The 16,432-nt window shown below is 56.9% G+C and carries 15 protein-coding genes; 4 read left to right on the top strand and 11 right to left on the bottom strand.

Annotation, left to right across the window (positions count from 1 at the left end; all coding sequences use genetic code 11):
- Nucleotides 1-292: 292 nt before the first annotated feature.
- The 7 genes from HMPREF0308_RS05070 to uvrA all read right to left on the bottom strand — a co-directional run bounded on the left by HMPREF0308_RS05070 (nt 293) and on the right by uvrA (nt 7,285).
- Complete coding sequence (locus tag HMPREF0308_RS05070; RefSeq protein WP_005529332.1) at nt 293-1,096, bottom strand: TrmH family RNA methyltransferase; 804 nt, start codon at nt 1,094-1,096, stop codon at nt 293-295.
- 161 nt (nt 1,097-1,257) lie between these two features.
- Nucleotides 1,258-1,725 (bottom strand): TM2 domain-containing protein, encoded by a 468-nt coding sequence (locus HMPREF0308_RS05065; RefSeq protein WP_005529330.1) that lies wholly within the window; start codon nt 1,723-1,725, stop codon nt 1,258-1,260.
- Between the two features lie 286 nt (nt 1,726-2,011).
- Nucleotides 2,012-2,395 carry a 50S ribosomal protein L20 gene (gene rplT / locus HMPREF0308_RS05060; RefSeq protein WP_005529329.1) on the bottom strand — a complete coding sequence of 128 codons (384 nt, stop codon included), beginning with the start codon at nt 2,393-2,395 and terminating at the stop codon, nt 2,012-2,014.
- Nucleotides 2,396-2,450: 55 nt separating this feature from the next.
- Entirely contained in the window at nt 2,451-2,645 is a 195-nt protein-coding gene (gene rpmI / locus HMPREF0308_RS05055) for a 50S ribosomal protein L35 (protein ID WP_005529328.1), read from the bottom strand.
- A 36-nt stretch (nt 2,646-2,681) separates the two neighbouring features.
- Nucleotides 2,682-3,203 carry a translation initiation factor IF-3 gene (gene infC, locus HMPREF0308_RS05050; protein WP_080548604.1) on the bottom strand — a complete coding sequence of 174 codons (522 nt, stop codon included), beginning with the start codon at nt 3,201-3,203 and terminating at the stop codon, nt 2,682-2,684.
- A gap of 298 nt (nt 3,204-3,501) precedes the next feature.
- Nucleotides 3,502-4,260 (bottom strand): serine hydrolase, encoded by a 759-nt coding sequence (locus HMPREF0308_RS05045; protein WP_114976299.1) that lies wholly within the window; start codon nt 4,258-4,260, stop codon nt 3,502-3,504.
- A 187-nt stretch (nt 4,261-4,447) separates the two neighbouring features.
- Nucleotides 4,448-7,285 carry an excinuclease ABC subunit UvrA gene (uvrA, locus tag HMPREF0308_RS05040; RefSeq protein ID WP_034656886.1) on the bottom strand — a complete coding sequence of 946 codons (2,838 nt, stop codon included), beginning with the start codon at nt 7,283-7,285 and terminating at the stop codon, nt 4,448-4,450.
- Between the two features lie 91 nt (nt 7,286-7,376).
- Here uvrA and HMPREF0308_RS05035 point away from each other — a divergent pair, with 91 nt between their 5' ends.
- The 4 genes from HMPREF0308_RS05035 (at nt 7,377) to HMPREF0308_RS05020 (ending at nt 12,410) form a co-directional block, all read left to right on the top strand.
- Nucleotides 7,377-7,979: an MBL fold metallo-hydrolase gene (locus HMPREF0308_RS05035; protein WP_005529324.1), complete on the top strand. Its 603-nt coding sequence runs from the start codon at nt 7,377-7,379 to the stop codon at nt 7,977-7,979.
- 117 nt (nt 7,980-8,096) lie between these two features.
- Nucleotides 8,097-9,014 carry a DoxX family protein gene (locus tag HMPREF0308_RS05030; protein WP_034656884.1) on the top strand — a complete coding sequence of 306 codons (918 nt, stop codon included), beginning with the start codon at nt 8,097-8,099 and terminating at the stop codon, nt 9,012-9,014.
- A gap of 74 nt (nt 9,015-9,088) precedes the next feature.
- Complete coding sequence (locus tag HMPREF0308_RS05025; protein WP_080548603.1) at nt 9,089-11,356, top strand: HelD family protein; 2,268 nt, start codon at nt 9,089-9,091, stop codon at nt 11,354-11,356.
- A 10-nt stretch (nt 11,357-11,366) separates the two neighbouring features.
- Nucleotides 11,367-12,410: an App1 family protein phosphatidate phosphatase gene (locus HMPREF0308_RS05020; protein WP_050765405.1), complete on the top strand. Its 1,044-nt coding sequence runs from the start codon at nt 11,367-11,369 to the stop codon at nt 12,408-12,410.
- 129 nt (nt 12,411-12,539) lie between these two features.
- Here HMPREF0308_RS05020 and HMPREF0308_RS05015 read toward each other — a convergent pair whose 3' ends face one another.
- The 4 genes from HMPREF0308_RS05015 to coaE form a co-directional block, all read right to left on the bottom strand.
- Nucleotides 12,540-12,980 carry a universal stress protein gene (locus tag HMPREF0308_RS05015; RefSeq protein WP_005529320.1) on the bottom strand — a complete coding sequence of 147 codons (441 nt, stop codon included), beginning with the start codon at nt 12,978-12,980 and terminating at the stop codon, nt 12,540-12,542.
- Nucleotides 12,981-13,180: 200 nt separating this feature from the next.
- Entirely contained in the window at nt 13,181-15,274 is a 2,094-nt protein-coding gene (gene uvrB / locus HMPREF0308_RS05010; protein ID WP_005529319.1) for an excinuclease ABC subunit UvrB, read from the bottom strand.
- Nucleotides 15,275-15,343: 69 nt separating this feature from the next.
- Nucleotides 15,344-15,706 carry a DUF4259 domain-containing protein gene (locus HMPREF0308_RS05005; RefSeq protein WP_005529317.1) on the bottom strand — a complete coding sequence of 121 codons (363 nt, stop codon included), beginning with the start codon at nt 15,704-15,706 and terminating at the stop codon, nt 15,344-15,346.
- A gap of 105 nt (nt 15,707-15,811) precedes the next feature.
- On the bottom strand, nt 15,812-16,411 hold the full coding sequence (coaE, locus tag HMPREF0308_RS05000; protein WP_005529313.1) for a dephospho-CoA kinase: 600 nt from the start codon (nt 16,409-16,411) through the stop codon (nt 15,812-15,814).
- Nucleotides 16,412-16,432: the final 21 nt, after the last annotated feature.

Raw genomic sequence — 16,432 nt, 5'->3', positions numbered from 1 at the left:
CCGCTCCACTAAGCCCCGCTAACGTTTCCTAGTTGATCGAACGGGTCCACTCAACGGGCATGACCCCTGAAAAGGAGACAGGGTGAGGGGCAGTTATGCCCGTCATCGGGTTCCAGTTCCACCGTCACCAGTTGGTGCGCTGGCGACTCGACGTCCAGGGCGTGGCCAAGCTGTGTCTTCGCGAGAAAGACGGAAGGCACCGACACAATGTGGAAAGGAATAGCCATAAGCCAAACGCTCCCGTTCGTTAGCCACCACTTTTCCGTTCGGATTGTGACATGCCAAACAATTTTTAGGAGCGATTCAACGCTTTGGCAGATTCATACAAACAAATTGAGGCTGCCGTGGCAAGGTTGAGCGACTCCGCGCGGCCGAGGATCGGAATGCGCACGCGCATGTCCGCTTCTTCTTGCAACTCCCCTAGTCCATGGGCTTCGTTACCGAACAACCAGGCGGTGGGTTGGCTGAGATCGGCCTCGGCAAGATCTACTTCCCCATCAGCGGCAGTCGCCAGAATCTGCATGCCTGACTTCCGCAGCTGCCCAAGCACATCCTTGATGTTCGGATCGCGCGCTACGGGAATATGAAACAGTGACCCAGCCGAGGCACGCGCCACTTTGCAGCCCAGAGGATCGACTGTCTCGCCTGCAAAGATGACGCCGTCGGCGCCCATAGCGTCCGAAGTACGGATGAGCGTTCCAGCATTGCCAGGCTCCGAGGTAAGGACTGGCACAGATACTAGATTTGGCTTGCCGTTGAGAATCTTTCCGGCCGACCAAAGAACAGGCTTGCAGAGTGCGAAAAGACCGGTTGTGGTTGCGGTATCAGAGAGATGGCGTGCGGCTTTGTCGGTGATTGGATGGACGTAGACATCCATATAGCCACACGCAGTGACGATGTCTTGGAAGCGTTCCGCAGCCTTCTCGGTCACGAATACGTCAGTGGCGGCCCCGGTAGATACTGCGGCGTCGACTGCGTTTTCGCCCTCAATGATGAATTGATTCGCCTTTTTGCGGGCCGCTGCACGGTGCAGTTTGGCGGCATTGACGATGCGCGGCGTGCGCTCTGTAAAGGCACTCTCAAAGTCGAGGTTCATGGCCACCACCTTACTAGCCAGGTTTAGCGCTTAGAACCTCCCCCTCCCCTGCAAGGCCAATCACCTTGAGCCCTTTCACCCGGACAAGGCTTTCAATGCACAAACCCTCCATCTCGCATTGCCCGAAAGATGGAGGGTGAAGGTCGACAGACTACTTAAAACTACTTACGCAGCGGAACGCCTTGCGCATCACGGTCGAATCCGCCGACGCCGGCCAGAATCATGATGAACTCAACGAACGCCCACAATGAGATGAAACCAACTACAAAGAAGCCAATGAGCACAAACACGGTGATGCAACCGAAGATGAAGCCCAACAACTGGCCGAGCGCGCGCCCGGTGTTCCCCAGGTAGAAGTTGTGCGCGCCGAGGTAGCCGAAGAAAAAGGCGAGCAGCCATGCAGCCACCCAGGACTTCTGCTCAGCTACAACGGCATACTGCTGTTGCATTGGGTAGGCCTGCCCGTATTGCGGTTGGCTAAATTGCTGCGGCGCAGAATAGCCCTGGCCATATTGCGGTTGTCCGCCCTGGAACTGCGCTGGAACATTGTTACCCTGTGGCTGGCCAAATGGGTTTACCGGCTGGCCACCAGCATTGCCTTGCTGAAAACCATTGTTTGGGTAGGTCATAAAAGTGCTCCTGAAAATGGACAAGATTTAAGAAAAAAGTTCAGCGCCCCTGCGCCGAACATCACAGTCAAGGTAACACGACAAATCACTCGGCACATAAAAGAAAGAATCAATTGGGGAATCATCCCCAACCAATGGGAATTTGATTATCCGCCGGTTTAAGAAAATCGCAGCGACATTTCCGCACTGTCACCATAAAACGGCGAATCCCTCCACCTGTTCGCATGGACTCAGGTGGAGGGATTGACGAGCATAAAGCTCGATAAAGAACCTTAAGTATCGGTTCTTAGGCGGCCTTCGGAGCGTTGAAGTCCTCCGGCAGTGCAGCCTTTGCAGCCTCGCACAGTGCGGAGAATGCCTCGAAGTCGTTTACAGCAAGCTCAGCGAGGATCTTGCGGTCAACCTCGATCTCAGCCAAGCGCAGGCCGTGGATGAGACGGTTGTAGGTGATGTCGTTCATGCGGGCAGCAGCGTTGATGCGCTGGATCCACAGCTTGCGGAACTCAGACTTACGAGCACGACGGTCGCGGTAAGCGTAAGTCATGGAGTGCAGCCACTGCTCCTTGGCCTTACGGTAGAGGCGGGAGCGCTGGCCGCGGTAGCCCTTAGCGGACTTCAGAATCGCGCGGCGCTTCTTCTTGGCGTTAACTGAGCGCTTTACTCGTGCCACAGTAATACTTCCTTAATCTTTTGTGGGTTTAGTAAGTGGGTTGATTCGGCGCTAATTAGGAGCGGCCGAGCAGGCGCTTGACGCGCTTGACGTCGGAAGGTGCAACGTCCTTGGTGCCCTTGAGACGACGGGTCTGCTTGGATGGCTTGCCCTCCAGCAGGTGGCGGCGGCCAGCCTGCTCACGGCGCAGCTTGCCGGAACCGGTCACCTTGACGCGCTTGGCGGTGCCCTTGTGGGTCTTCTGCTTCATGAGAATTAAGTCCTTAAATCCTAAGTGGAGCTTGGTCTACTTCTTGCCCTTGCGGACGGGTCCCAAAACCATGGTCATGTTGCGACCATCCTGCTTGGGGCGAGACTCGACGATGCCGTACTCGGCGACATCCTCGGCGAGGCGCTCCAGCAGGCGGAAACCAAGTTCCGGACGCGACTGCTCGCGGCCACGGAACATGATGGTTACCTTGACCTTGGAACCCTTCTCCAGGAAGCGCACCACATTGCCCTTCTTGGTTTCATAATCGTGATCATCGATCTTCGGACGGAACTTCTGTTCCTTAACCACAGTCTGCTGTTGGTTCTTACGGGCTTCGCGAGCCTTCTGAGCCTGCTCATACTTAAATTTGCCGTGGTCCATGATCTTGGCTACTGGCGGCTTTGCATTAGGTGCCACCTCGACCAAGTCAAGATCTGCTTCGTATGCAAGCTTGCGAGCATCATCAGTACGGACAATGCCCACCTGTTCACCACCGGGGCCAACAAGACGGACCTCGGGTACTCGGATGCGCTCATTAATGCGAGCTTCAGCGCTGATTGTGGTTCTCCTCGATTAGGGGGTTAGTGATGTGCCTACCGAGACCACAAACGAAATCCCGGTCTGCCAGAAGCAGCCGGGAGCTCTCATAAAAACGTTAAGGTATTAACCTCAACCCTTTTACCTTTATCCTACGAAGTCAAAGAACTTCGCGGCTTCAGGTGGGAGAAACTCCGCTTGTGACCCGAGACCTCCTGGAGAAGGTCCTACGGGCGGTAGTGCTGATTACCTTAACACCAGCTCATACAAAATCCAAATCGCAACGCGCCCACACTTTTTGACTGCATCCACAACTTGCTTAGATCCGCCTGCACTCTACATAGGGTTTTATGGCCCCATCTGCGATGGCTTGCTCCACAAGCTTGTCGACGCCCTTCGCTAGCGCATTGAGAGCCGGCTCAGCATCGCTGAAATCATCCCCCGGCATCACGACTTCGATTGCTAGCCCAACGCTCTGCGGCTCGGCGCCTTTGGTGGTGCGCACGCCGAACTGCCGGTGGGCATACATTCCATCAATCTCAGACAGACCCCATCCGCCCTTTGCACGCGTATCGGGCAGTGCGGAGAGCCCGTTGTCGTGGTAGACGATGAGATTGGCCATCGCATCATATACATGGCGGGCATGAGCGACGCACGGAAGTGAAGCCCCAAATGCAGCCTGATTTTTCAGCGTCCATGTGGAGTAGCCAAAGGAGTCCTCTACTTTAGCTGGTGCGTCGTATTCGTCGAGCAGGTCTGAAACCGCGCCATTCGCGTCACCGGTTTCCCATTGCACCTGGGTCCACAACGCATATGCGGCGTCATTGTCAGATTGTTCGATTGCCAGATCTATCATCTGCTCATCCGCGCCGACCTCCGCCGCTGCAATCGCAATCGGCACTTTGATTGTGGACCAGGTCGGCTCCTCGCCCTTCAGACCACGCTGGACGGATCCAGACTGAGCATCAATAGCAACACCTGCTTCGACACCGTAGCGCTTTTCCACACGGCGAATCACGCGATCCAGTTCTCCAGCTAGACGCAGCGAATCTTCCTCAGCGCTCCGATCTTTAAGCACACCAGCTAAAGCCTCCGTAGATTGCGCGGCTTGACTCTGAGCGTCACCTTCAGGAGCCGATTGGACATTGTCACAACCGCCCACTGCTCCTGATAATCGAAGATAACCAGCGCTGATGTAATCAGCTGGAAGGATCTCACGTGCTTCAATCGAAAGATTCTAGCCTTGTCTAGGGCGCAGCCGCCTCTTACAACAGCTCCTTGAGGTACTGGCCGGTATAAGAGCCTTTCACCTTTGCAACATCCTCGGGAGTACCTTGCGCAACAACGGTTCCTCCACCATCGCCTCCTTCCGGGCCCATGTCGACAATCCAGTCAGCTGCCTTGATTACATCGAGGTTGTGTTCAATGATGAGCACCGAGTTGCCCTTATCAACGAGCCCCTGGATGACGAGCATCAGCTTTCGAATGTCCTCGAAGTGCAGTCCAGTCGTCGGCTCATCGAGGATGTACACGGTACGACCATTGGTTCGCTTCTGCAGCTCAGATGCCAGCTTCACGCGCTGAGCCTCACCACCAGAAAGCGTGGTTGCCGCTTGGCCCAAGCGAACATAGCCCAGTCCGACGTCGACAAGCGTGGCGAGGTAACGATGGATCGAGGTAATCGGCTCAAAGAACTCCGCTGCCTCGGAGATCGGCATGTCAAGAACCTCAGCGATGTTCTTGCCCTTGTAGAGAACCTCAAGCGTCTCACGGTTGTAGCGAGCGCCCTGGCAAACCTCACACGGGACATAAACGTCCGGCAGGAAGTTCATCTCGATCTTCAAGGTGCCGTCACCTTGGCACGCCTCACAGCGACCGCCCTTGACGTTGAAAGAGAAACGGCCAGGTTTATAGCCACGAACCTTCGCCTCTTGTGTCTCGGCGAAGAGGTTGCGGATCTTGTCGAAGACACCAGTGTAGGTCGCGGGATTAGAACGTGGGGTACGGCCAATTGGGCTTTGGTCCACCTGCACGAGCTTGTCCAAGTGCTCGACGCCCTCTACTCGCTTGGCGCGTCCCGGAACCTGGCGAGCGCGGTTGAGCTTATTGGCCAGAGTCTTCGCCAGAATCTGGTTGACCACCGTCGACTTACCGGAGCCTGAAACACCGGTGATACACACCAGGACGCCCAGTGGAATCTCGACGTCGATGCCCTTGAGGTTGTTCTCACGCGCGCCGACAACCTTGAGGGTTCGGTCCTTATCGATCTCGCGGCGCGAATCCGGCACGGCCAAGACGCGATTACCGGCCAAGTATTGACCCGTCAGCGACTCCTCAACTTCGAGGATTCCCTCTGGCTCACCTTGATAGACCACCTCGCCGCCATACTCGCCGGCGCGAGGCCCGACGTCGACAAGCCAGTCCGCTTCGCGGATCGTATCTTCGTCGTGCTCGACAACGATGAGGGTGTTGCCGATATCGCGCAGACGCTTCAACGTAGTGATGAGGCGCTGGTTATCGCGCTGGTGCAGGCCGATCGACGGCTCGTCGAGGACGTACAGGACGCCCGCCAAGCCCGAACCAATCTGAGTAGCCAAGCGAATACGCTGCGCCTCGCCACCCGACAACGTCGAAGCGCCGCGGTCCAAGGTCAGGTAGTTCAAGCCCACGTCGAGCAAAAAACGCAGGCGGGCTTGGATCTCCTTGAGCACAGCGCCGGCAATAATTTCCTCGCGGTGACCCAAGACTAGTGAATCCAGGAATTCTGCAGCGCTTTCAATGGACAACGCGGACAAACCCGCGATGGACTTTTCGCCGTGAGCAGTGGACTCAAGGCGCACGGCGAGGATCTCCGGACGCAGACGAGTGCCTTTACACGCGTTGCACGCCACGCGGCGCGTGTACTGAAGCAGGCGATCCTTCTGCGAGTCGGAGTCTGCTTGCTCCAGCTTGCGCTCCAAGAAGCCAATGGCGCCCTCGAAAGGCGCATTCCAATTGCGCTGGCGGCCGTAACGATTCTTGTAGCGAACATTGACCTCAATGTCCGTGCCGTAGATGAGGGCGTCACGCTGCTCCTTGGTCAGCTCGGAAACCGGGGTCTTCGGGTCGAAGCCCATGGTCTTAGCCAGGCCCTCGACGAGCTTGACGAAGTAGCGCGAGTTCGGACTCGAGTGCCACGGCTGAATGGCGTCGACTGCGGGAGCATCTGGATCTGGTATGAGCAGGTCCACATCAACTTCGAGACGGGTACCGAGACCATCACAGACCGGGCAGGAACCAAAGGGTGCGTTGAAGGAGAACGCGCGCGGCTCGTATTCCTCGATGGTCAGCGCGTGGCCATTCGGACAAGCGGCTTTTTCGGAGTAGGTGTGAGTGAGCTCCGGGTTATCGATGAAGTCGAGTGTCACCAAACCGCCAGCCAGGCGCAAAGCGGTCTCCACAGAGTCAGTCAAACGTTGCTTTTGGGAAGCCTTGACCTGGAGGCGGTCAACAACGACGTCGATGTCGTGCTTGATCTGTTTTTTCAGCGTTGGCGGCTCGGTAAGCTGGTAAACCTCGCCGTCGACGCGCACGCGGGAGTAACCCTGCGATGCGAGATCCGCGAAGAGATCAACAAACTCACCCTTGCGTTTGCGCACCACCGGCGCGAGAACCTGGAACTTCAGCTTTTCTTCCAGCTCAAGAACAGCATCCACAATCTGCTGCGGCGTCTGCCGCTCGATCACTGCATCGCATTCCGGGCAATGCGGGGTGCCAGCACGCGAAAACAGCAAACGCAGATAATCGTAGATCTCTGTGATGGTGCCCACAGTCGAACGAGGGTTGTGGTTCGTCGATTTCTGGTCGATGGAGACCGCCGGCGAAAGTCCATCGATAAAGTCCACGTCCGGCTTGTCCATCTGGCCCAAGAACATGCGAGCATAAGAGCTCAACGACTCCACGTAGCGCCGCTGGCCCTCCGCGAAAATGGTGTCAAAGGCCAGCGATGACTTGCCAGAACCCGACAAGCCAGTGAAAACCACCATTTTGTCACGTGGCAGGTCGATATCGACGCCTTTGAGGTTGTGCTCGCGAGCTCCACGTACGACCAAACGATCAGCCACTATGTGTGCCTCCTCTTATCGGCCCGCGCTGTGGGGTCAGCGAGGCCAGTAGAAAATGTCTCTCTAAGAATCTACCCGTAGGGTTGGACACATGAATAACACGCTTTCCCTTCACAGTATTTCCGTCTCCGACATGGACAACAACTGCTACCTGATTTGTTGCGGCGATGAAGCACTGCTTGTCGATGCCGCGGATGATGCGCCGGCAATCCTCCAACTAGCTGCAGACAAGGGCGTGAAGATCACCGCTTTGCTGACGACCCACCGCCACTGGGACCACGTGCGGGCAACAAAAGACATCATCGAGGCCACCGGGGCCACCCACTATGCTTCCTTCCTGGACTCCCCTGCATTGCCCGCACCGGTCGACGTCGATCTGCGCCAGGGGGACACGGTTCCATTCGCCGGCCGCGAGTTTCCTGCAATCATCCTGCGTGGCCACACCCCAGGCGGGGCCGCGATTGCCGTGGATATCGATGGCACGACGAACTTGTTTGTCGGCGATTCACTCTTCCCAGGTGGCGTAGGAAAGACCACCTCAGAGGGAGACTTCGTCAGGCTGTACAAGGACGTCAGCGAGCGCATCTTCGACGTCTATCCGGATTCAGCGATTGTCCGACCAGGCCACGGCAAATCTACAACTCTTGGTGAGGAACGGCCGAAACTCGACGAGTGGTGGGAACGCCGCTGGTAGACACCAAATTCTTCCCCTCTCGGGGGCGAGTAGGGGCGCTCGACTCGCTCCGCGGGCCGGCATTTTTCCGTACACTGGTTTAACGCACATTAATTTACTCAATGAATGGAGCACGTAATGATTCGTAAGTTTGCCCGCCCGATGCTGGCTTCGGTTTTCGTATGGGACGGTGTCGATACTCTCCGTAACGCTTCCGACCACGTAGCGGAAACGGAGTCCGTGCTCAACCGTCTGCATAAGGTCGTTCCAGCCCAGTACGCCGGTTACATTCCCAATGACCCTGAGCTCGCAGCGCGCGCAATCGGCGGCCTCAAGGTCGGCGCCGGTTCCACGCTTGCGCTGGGCAAGGCACCGCGCACCTCCGCCGCAGTTCTCGCATTGTCTACGCTGCCTAATCTGCTTGGCCGTAACGCTTTCTGGGAGGCTGAGACCACCGAGGAGAAAAATGACCGCCGCAACGGTTTCCTCACCAACACCGCTCTGCTAGGCGCGCTCTTTATCGCGACCCAGGACACCGAGGGTAAGCCTTCCCTGCGCTGGCGCGCATCCAAGACTGCGGAGCGCACCAACAAGAAGATTCAGCAGGCTCTGCCCACCAAGTCCGAGCAGCAAAAGTTCGCTGACAGCATCTCTGACCGCGCGGATGACTTCTCCTCCAAGGCCACCGACTGGTTCGAGGGCGCCAAGGAATACGTCGATGACAACAAGGATGATTGGCAAGCGACCGGCAAGGGTCTCGTAGACACTGCTCGCTCTTTCATCGAGGACAGCGCCGAGCAGGCTCGTAACTTCATCGATGACAACAAGGATGACTGGCTGTCTGCAGCTCAGGACAACGCCGAGCTGGCACGCAAGAGCGCTGTCAAGGCTGCTACGAAGGCACAGTCCCGGGCTGACGATGCTCTGGCCAAGGTGGACACCAAGTCCAACAAGCGCGCAGTTAAGAAGGCAACCAAGCGCGCTGAGAAGCTTCAGGCTGAAGCTTCCAAGAAGATCGACAAGGCCATCAAGAAGTTCGGCGACCGCCTGAACTAAGCCTTTAACCCTCAGCGGCCCAGCAAGGTATGCTGGGCCGTTGTTGTTTTTCTAACCGTGTCCGCACGGTCCACATGCATCGAGATTTTGGGAGCAGAGTGTCTTCACCAGAGTTGTCTAACGCCAAGTCGCCGCAGGGACCAGTGACGAATGAGACCGCACGCGAAATTAACGCGGAACAAGAATACGTCGATAATCTCTTCTCCCGGCTCGACCGAGAAGTTGCCTTGGCCAATGAGAAGCTAAACGAGGTGCAGAAAGACGTCGACCCGCATACTCCAGACGCAGACGCACTCATCCGCCGTGAAACGGAGTACCACGGCCTGCAAGCGAAGTTGGACCGCCTTAATCTGGCTCAGCTCGGCTTAGTCTTTGGGCGCATAGACATCGACGCCCCCGGCGACAATCCCACCGAAGAAGGCCTCGACCGCAGGTATATCGGCAGGATGGGCCTGGATGCTCGTGAGGACGACTACCGGACGCTCCTCCTCGACTGGCGTGCACCAATGGCCCGCCCCTTCTACCTTGCGACCACAGCGCAGCCAGAAGGCGTCACCGTCCGCCGACACATTCGTACCAAAGGCCGCCTCGTTACGGACATCAACGATGAGGTCCTCTCAGGTACAGGCGCGGCGTCGGAAAGCGCAGGCGTTGCCAGTGAATCCGCGCTCTACCAAGCACTCCAGCGAGCACGTACGGGCCACATGGAATCCATCGTGGAGACCATCCAGCGCGAACAAGATGAGATCATCCGCGACAATACCCGCGGCGTCCTCGTAGTTGAGGGCGGACCCGGCACAGGAAAGACCGCAGTGGCGCTCCATAGAGTGGCGTATCTGCTCTACACCCATCGCGAACAACTGGCTGCCACTGGCGTGCTCATCGTCGGCCCGAACTCCACCTTCTTGGACTACATCTCCCGCGTTCTTCCGGAACTCGGCGAGACCGGCGTGGTGCTTTCCACCGTGGGCGACCTGTTCCCAGGCATCACGCCGACCCATCAAGAGCCACTGCTCGGGCGTGAGATCAAGGGTTCTGAAGCAATGGTGGATATCCTGTCCGCCGCGGTGAAGAACTACCAGACCCTCCCCACTGACACCCAGTGCATTACCGCAGAGCACTTGGAATTGGATATCGATGCTGCAATGGTCAAGGCGGCACGCACTCGTGCCCGCCGCTCCCGCAAACCGCACAACGATGCGCGAGCAGCATTTTCTGAGCATCTCATCGAGTCCCTCGCACAACAGATGGCACAGAAAATTGGTGCGGACCCGTTGGGCGGTCAGAATCTCCTGTCCCGCGCCGACGTCGATCAGCTGCATGACGATCTGGTGGATGAGCCGCAGGTGCAGCAACTCATCGACCAGTTTTGGCCCACCCTTGACCCGCGCACAGTTCTGGCTGATCTCTTGTCCTCCCAGGAGCAAATTGACGCTGCCGCCAGCGACTATGATTCTGAGACCCGTGAAGCCCTGTACCGCGCGCAAGGTGATGCGTGGACTGCATCGGATGCGGCATTGTTGGACGAACTAGCGGTCCTCATCGGTATGCCAAACCCAGAGGAGGAGAAGGCAGCCGCGGACAAAGCCTGGCGTGAACAGGTTGCCGATGCGGAGGATGCGCTCGATATTCTGACTTCCTCTGACTCGACCGACAACGATGACGACATGTTCGATGCGGAGATCTTGTCCGCACACGACGTCATCGACGCAGAGACCCTCGCGCGCCGCCAGGAAGTAAGCGACAACCGCACCACGGCCGAACGTGCGCAGGAGGATTACACCTGGGCTTACGGACACATCATCGTTGACGAAGCGCAAGAACTCAGCCCCATGGAGTGGCGGATGCTATTCCGTCGCAGCCCTTCCCGATGGATGACGCTTGTGGGTGACACCGCGCAGACTGGCGCTCCTGCTGGAGTTGATGACTGGGCTGAAGCCTTAGAACCTTTTGTAGCGAAGCGTTTCCGGCATCATCAATTGACCGTCAACTACCGCACTCCCCAGCCAATTGCAGATTTGGCCAATTCGTTATTGGAGCTTATTAACCCCCAATCCACGCCCGCTGTGGCGGTTCGAGATGGTGTGCCCGTCGAATTTGCGACAGAGACACGAGACTACGTACCCGGCACTTTCACAGACAAAGATGGCCGGCTGAATGCTGTTATCACGCGGGAAAACGTCGAGGACATTAAAGGACTTGAGTTCGACCATGTGGTCGTAGTGGATCCTGACGACATCGTTGCGGCCTCTCCACAGGGCTTGCAAAATCTGTACGTTGCGGTAACTCGCGCAACGCAATCCTTGACCTTGGCCGGACGGTGGCAGGAAATCTTCCACTAGTCTGGTGGGCATGGCTTTATCTGACATCGCACGTAAAATTGAACGCGCTTCCAACTCGGCAGCTTTGCGACGTTCCACCCGCAAAGGATGGGTACCCAAGCTTTCGGGTTATGCCGGATATGGCAACACCGAGTTTGTTCACGTCTTGGGCCGTGTTCTCATGCATGACCCTGAGTCCACAGAAAATGAGACTTGGGCACAGCGAGGCTACCGGCAGTTCTTTACTATCCAGGTGGCCAACCTCGATGTTTCAGTGACCGTAAACGGAAAGACTGTAACCGGGCACACTAACTACAACGGCTACGTGGACATTTTGGTTCATGAGCATGGCCTTGAGGCCGGCTGGCACGAAGTCACTATTGATGCTGCAGGCGCAGAGCCAATCACCGCTGAGGTACTCATTGTCTCGGAAGACTCGCCTCTGGGCGTGGTCAGCGACATCGATGACACTGTTATGGTGACGTGGCTTCCACGCGCTATGACGGCAGCTTGGAATTCCTGGGTCAAGCGAACCAACACCCGTCAGCCTGTAGAGGGCATGGCTGGGTTCTACCAAGAGCTGCGCGCCAAGCACCCCGACATGCCGTTCATTTACTTGTCCACGGGTGCATGGAATACCTACGATACCTTGGTCACCTTCATGGAAAATAACGGCTTCCCTAAGGGGCCATTGCTATTGACGGACTGGGGACCAACTCCTACCGGTCTCTTCCGCAACGGTCAGGAGCACAAACGCGTGCAGCTGCGTAACCTCTTCATCGCTTTCCCGTGGATGAAGTGGCTGCTTATTGGTGACGACGGGCAGCATGACCCGCTCACCTATGGCGACGCCGCCAACGAGCACCCGGACCGGGTAGCGGCGGTAGCAATACGCAACCTCTCCCCGCAAGAGCAACTGCTCTCCCACGGTTCTTTAGCACCACTCGCGGACGCGAATGAGGAAGGCTCTTTTTCGATTCCACTAATTCAGGGCGAAAATGGCCAAACCTTGGCTGCCAAGATGCGCGGCATCGAGCCCGAAATCAACAGTGAGGTGTACGGCTCCGACAGCTAAGACACCAACAATGCGTCCGGTCCCGGTGCATAGGCCGGCGAGCACAGCGGATTTAAAAAAATAAAGGCCTAGGGTTCCTCAGTGAGGAGCCCTAGGCCTTATCTGCTGCCGCTTGGGCGGCACAGGTTCTTAGTTCACGGTGTGGACGATCATGACGTCGCAATCGGACTGGCGAGCAACATCGGCCGGAACGGAACCCAGCAGACGGCCGGTCAGGGAGTTGATGCCGCGGTTACCGACGATGAGTAGGTCAGCGTTGTTGTCGTTGACGATGGACATCAGTGCCTGGACTGGGGTGCCAGGGCGAACGGCGGTCTCGACCTTAGCAACACCGAACTTCTCGGCGTGCTCCTTGCCCGCCTGCAGGTTAGCCTCTGCCTTCTCGTCACCCAGAATGGTCACGGAATCCTGGCGCAAGGTCTTGGAAGCCTGCTCCTGGTTCTCGTAGTAAGCACAACCGATGATTAGAGTTGCATCGAATGCTGCGGCGATCTTGGCGGCGCGCTCCACTGCGAGGAGGGAGGACTTGGATCCGTCGGTGCCAACCACGATCTTGTTGTAATCGCTCATGATGACCTTTCTTTAGGGGCCTTAGCCCCAAGTGATGATGCAGAATATGCAAATTGCTTATGCTTTAAAGGCGCAATCGCTAGTCTAACAATTTTGTGACTGACTCGTTACTCGACGTGTCAATTTTGACGCATTAATCAACGTGCTGTTTTTCTCACAATTTTGCGACCGTGTCGCCCACGCTTCACTTTTAAGCTCTTTTAGATTCCCGCTTCCTTGAGACCGCGCAGCTCTTTCTTGAGATCCGCAATCTCATCACGTAGCCGGCCCGCCAGCTCAAATTTGAGTTCACGAGCCGCAGCGCCCATCTGGGCGGTGAGGTCGTCGATCAGCTTTTGTACCTCATCGACTGCCATCGTGGAGACATCAGGCTTATCCATCAGCGCGGCTGGGTCACTTGCGGCGGCCTCTTCCCCATCGGATTCGTAGACCTGGTCCAGAATGTCCGCGATCTTCTTACGCAACGGCTGCGGGTCAATTCCGTGTTCCTCGTTATAGGCAATTTGCTTCGCGCGGCGTCGCTCGGTTTCCTCAATGGCTTCCTGCATCGAGTCAGTTATCTTGTCCGCGTACATAATGACCTCGCCTGAGACATTTCGCGCTGCACGGCCAATGGTCTGGATAAGTGACGTCGTCGAGCGCAGAAAGCCCTCCTTATCGGCATCAAGGATGGCCACCAAGGAAACCTCAGGAAGGTCAAGTCCCTCACGCAGCAGGTTGATGCCCACGAGGACGTCGTACTCGCCCAAGCGCAGCTGGCGCAACAACTCCACGCGCTGCAAGGTATCGATGTCTGAGTGGAGGTAGCGCACCTTAACGCCGTGCTCCAACAGGTAATCCGTGAGGTCCTCGGCCATGCGTTTGGTAAGCGTAGTGACAAGCACACGCTCTTGCTTTGCCGTGCGTTGACGAATCTCATCGATGAGATCGTCGATTTGGCCCTTGGTCGGCTTGACTGTGACTTTCGGATCAATAAGTCCGGTTGGGCGGATAACCTGCTCCACGTACTCGCCTTGGGAGGCCGTGAGCTCGAAGTTGCCTGGGGTTGCGGACATGTAGACGGTCTGGCCAACGCGTTCTTCGAATTCGTCGAAGGTTAGCGGACGGTTGTCCGTAGCTGACGGCAGGCGGAACCCGAATTCCACAAGGTTGCGCTTGCGGGACATGTCGCCTTCGAACATGCCGCCAATCTGCGGAACGGTTACGTGAGACTCGTCAATGATGGTCAGGAAGTCCTCTGGGAAGTAGTCCAGCAGCGTAGCTGGTGCGGAACCTGCCGGGCGCCCGTCAATGTGGCGGGAGTAGTTCTCAATGCCGGAACAGAAGCCAACCTGCTCAATCATCTCTAGGTCGTACTCGGTACGCATGCGCAGACGCTGCGCCTCTAGTAACTTGCCGCGGTTTTCTAGGTCGGCGAGCCGCTCGGCAAGTTCCGCCTTGATATCTTCCACTGCCTTTGCCATGCGTTCTGGACCAGCCACATAGTGCGTAGCTGGAAAGATTCGCACCTCGTCGACGCGCTCGAGGACGTCGCCCGTCAGCGGATGGATGTAATAGAGCTCGTCAACATCATCACCAAAGAACTCAATCCGTACCGCACGTTCCTCGTAGGCCGGGATGATGTCGACCGTATCGCCCTTCACGCGGAAAGTACCACGAGTAAAGCCCACATCGTTGCGCTCATATTGAATATCCACAAGCAGGCGCAGGAAGCGGTCGCGGTCGATTTCCTCGCCTTCCTCGATTATCACCGAACGGTCTAAATAGGATTGCGGCGTGCCCAGACCGTAGATACAAGACACGGAGGAAACAACAACAACGTCGCGGCGAGAAAGCAATGCGGAAGTCGCGGAGTGGCGCAGGCGTTCGACGTCCTCGTTAATGGAGGAATCCTTCTCAATGTAGGTATCCGTCTGCGCGATATAGGCCTCTGGTTGGTAGTAGTCGTAGTAGGAGACGAAGTACTCCACCGCATTGTGTGGGAGCAGCTGGCGCAGCTCGTTAGCCAATTGCGCTGCCAAGGTCTTGTTTGGGGCCATGACGAGCGTGGGACGCTGTTGCTTTTCAATGAGCCACGCTGCTGTAGCTGATTTGCCTGTACCGGTTGCACCCATGAGCACAACATCGCGCTCGCCTCTACTGAGACGCTCGTCGAGCTCAGCGATGGCAGCCGGCTGGTCGCCCGAGGGCTGAAACTCTGACTCCACCTTGAATTCTGCGGATCGCCGCTCCACCTCTCCAACGGGACGGTGTTCAGAGACGGGCAAAATGGGATGTTCTGCTGCAAAAGCCATGACGGCCAGTCTAGCGCTATTTCTTGGCAACCATTGCGCGGCTAAACGCGCTTTATCGTGTTCGGCCACCTAGGGCAAAGACGCACGAACCGACTGCACCCAGATCTCCAACTCCCCTGTTGTTTCCCACAGCGCATAAACAGGCGAGCTTTCAGGCTCCAAGGTCGAATTAATCTTCTTTCGCAACCACGCTCGCGACTGCGGAGTACAAATCGACTTCAATTCCTTAGCTGACACGCCGTTGGGCAGCCGGTCCTGCGGAGTATTCACTAGCGCTCCCAGCGCAATAACCTTTTCAGCTTCATCTACGTCAAGGGGACTATCAGCGCAGGATCTCTTGAAATGCTCGAAATCGAAGGTGCCATCACGAAGCTCCGCAAGCAACTCACAAGCGGCATGATTATCAAATGGCCCTACGTCCCACGTCCCCATAGGAGCAGACACTAAGAAACCAAAATGAACACAAAAAGAGAACTGCGTAAATTTTATCTACATCAGTAATGAAAATTAGTTGTCTTAAGAAAAGCCTGCAGCACTCTATTTCTTAGCGGCGATTTCAGGAACCACGCGTTCAACTTGCCCAGGAAGTTCCTCAAGGGCACCGTTGTTATCAATGACAAAGTCAGCGACTGCCAGCCGTGCGTCATCCGAAATCTGCGCTGCGATCCGGCGCCGCGCATCGGTCTCATCAAGACCGCGAAACTCCACGAGGCGCTGCACACGCGTGGCCACATCCACGTCGACCACGATGGTGTAATCCATCCCAGTGTGGAGACCTTTGTCCACGAGCAATGGCATGTCATACACCACAAATTCCTCGCCAGCGCTGCGGGCAGCGTCGAACCGCCGCTGAGTCTCAGCCTCGATTCGTGGGTGCGTAATGTCGTTGAGGCGCTGCGTCGACGCGGCGTCGCCAAACGCGCGCGTGGCCAGAAGACCACGGTTCAAGCTTCCGTCCTCGCGGATAATGTCAGCGCCAAAAGCCTCAGCAAGCTCTGTCAGTGCCGGCTCGCCTGGCTCAACGATGTCCCGCGCGATCTGGTCCGCGTCGACCACAGTCCAGCCCTGTTCCTTGAGCAAACGGGCAACGGTGGACTTTCCGCTTCCGATGCCGCCAGTGAGTCCGATGAGTTTCATAAAGGTTCAGACTACGCGAAA

The sequence above is a fragment of the Corynebacterium striatum ATCC 6940 genome, from assembly GCF_000159135.1.
GTDB classification, from domain to species: Bacteria; Actinomycetota; Actinomycetes; order Mycobacteriales; family Mycobacteriaceae; genus Corynebacterium; species Corynebacterium striatum.
This window is presented reverse-complemented; position numbering and strand designations above follow the sequence as displayed.

Excerpts from the sequence above, each read along its gene's own strand:
- HMPREF0308_RS05035 (WP_005529324.1), top strand. The coding sequence starts at position 7,377 with ATGAATAACACGCTTTCCCTTCACAGTATTTCCGTCTCCGACATGGAC.
- rpmI (WP_005529328.1), bottom strand. The coding sequence starts at position 2,645 with ATGAAGCAGAAGACCCACAAGGGCACCGCCAAGCGCGTCAAGGTGACC.
- HMPREF0308_RS05020 (WP_050765405.1), top strand. The coding sequence starts at position 11,367 with ATGGCTTTATCTGACATCGCACGTAAAATTGAACGCGCTTCCAACTCG.
- coaE (WP_005529313.1), bottom strand. The coding sequence starts at position 16,411 with ATGAAACTCATCGGACTCACTGGCGGCATCGGAAGCGGAAAGTCCACC.
- HMPREF0308_RS05005 (WP_005529317.1), bottom strand. The coding sequence starts at position 15,706 with ATGGGGACGTGGGACGTAGGGCCATTTGATAATCATGCCGCTTGTGAG.
- HMPREF0308_RS05030 (WP_034656884.1), top strand. The coding sequence starts at position 8,097 with ATGATTCGTAAGTTTGCCCGCCCGATGCTGGCTTCGGTTTTCGTATGG.
- HMPREF0308_RS05025 (WP_080548603.1), top strand. The coding sequence starts at position 9,089 with ATGCATCGAGATTTTGGGAGCAGAGTGTCTTCACCAGAGTTGTCTAAC.
- uvrB (WP_005529319.1), bottom strand. The coding sequence starts at position 15,274 with ATGGCTTTTGCAGCAGAACATCCCATTTTGCCCGTCTCTGAACACCGT.
- HMPREF0308_RS05070 (WP_005529332.1), bottom strand. The coding sequence starts at position 1,096 with ATGAACCTCGACTTTGAGAGTGCCTTTACAGAGCGCACGCCGCGCATC.
- HMPREF0308_RS05065 (WP_005529330.1), bottom strand. The coding sequence starts at position 1,725 with ATGACCTACCCAAACAATGGTTTTCAGCAAGGCAATGCTGGTGGCCAG.
- HMPREF0308_RS05015 (WP_005529320.1), bottom strand. The coding sequence starts at position 12,980 with ATGAGCGATTACAACAAGATCGTGGTTGGCACCGACGGATCCAAGTCC.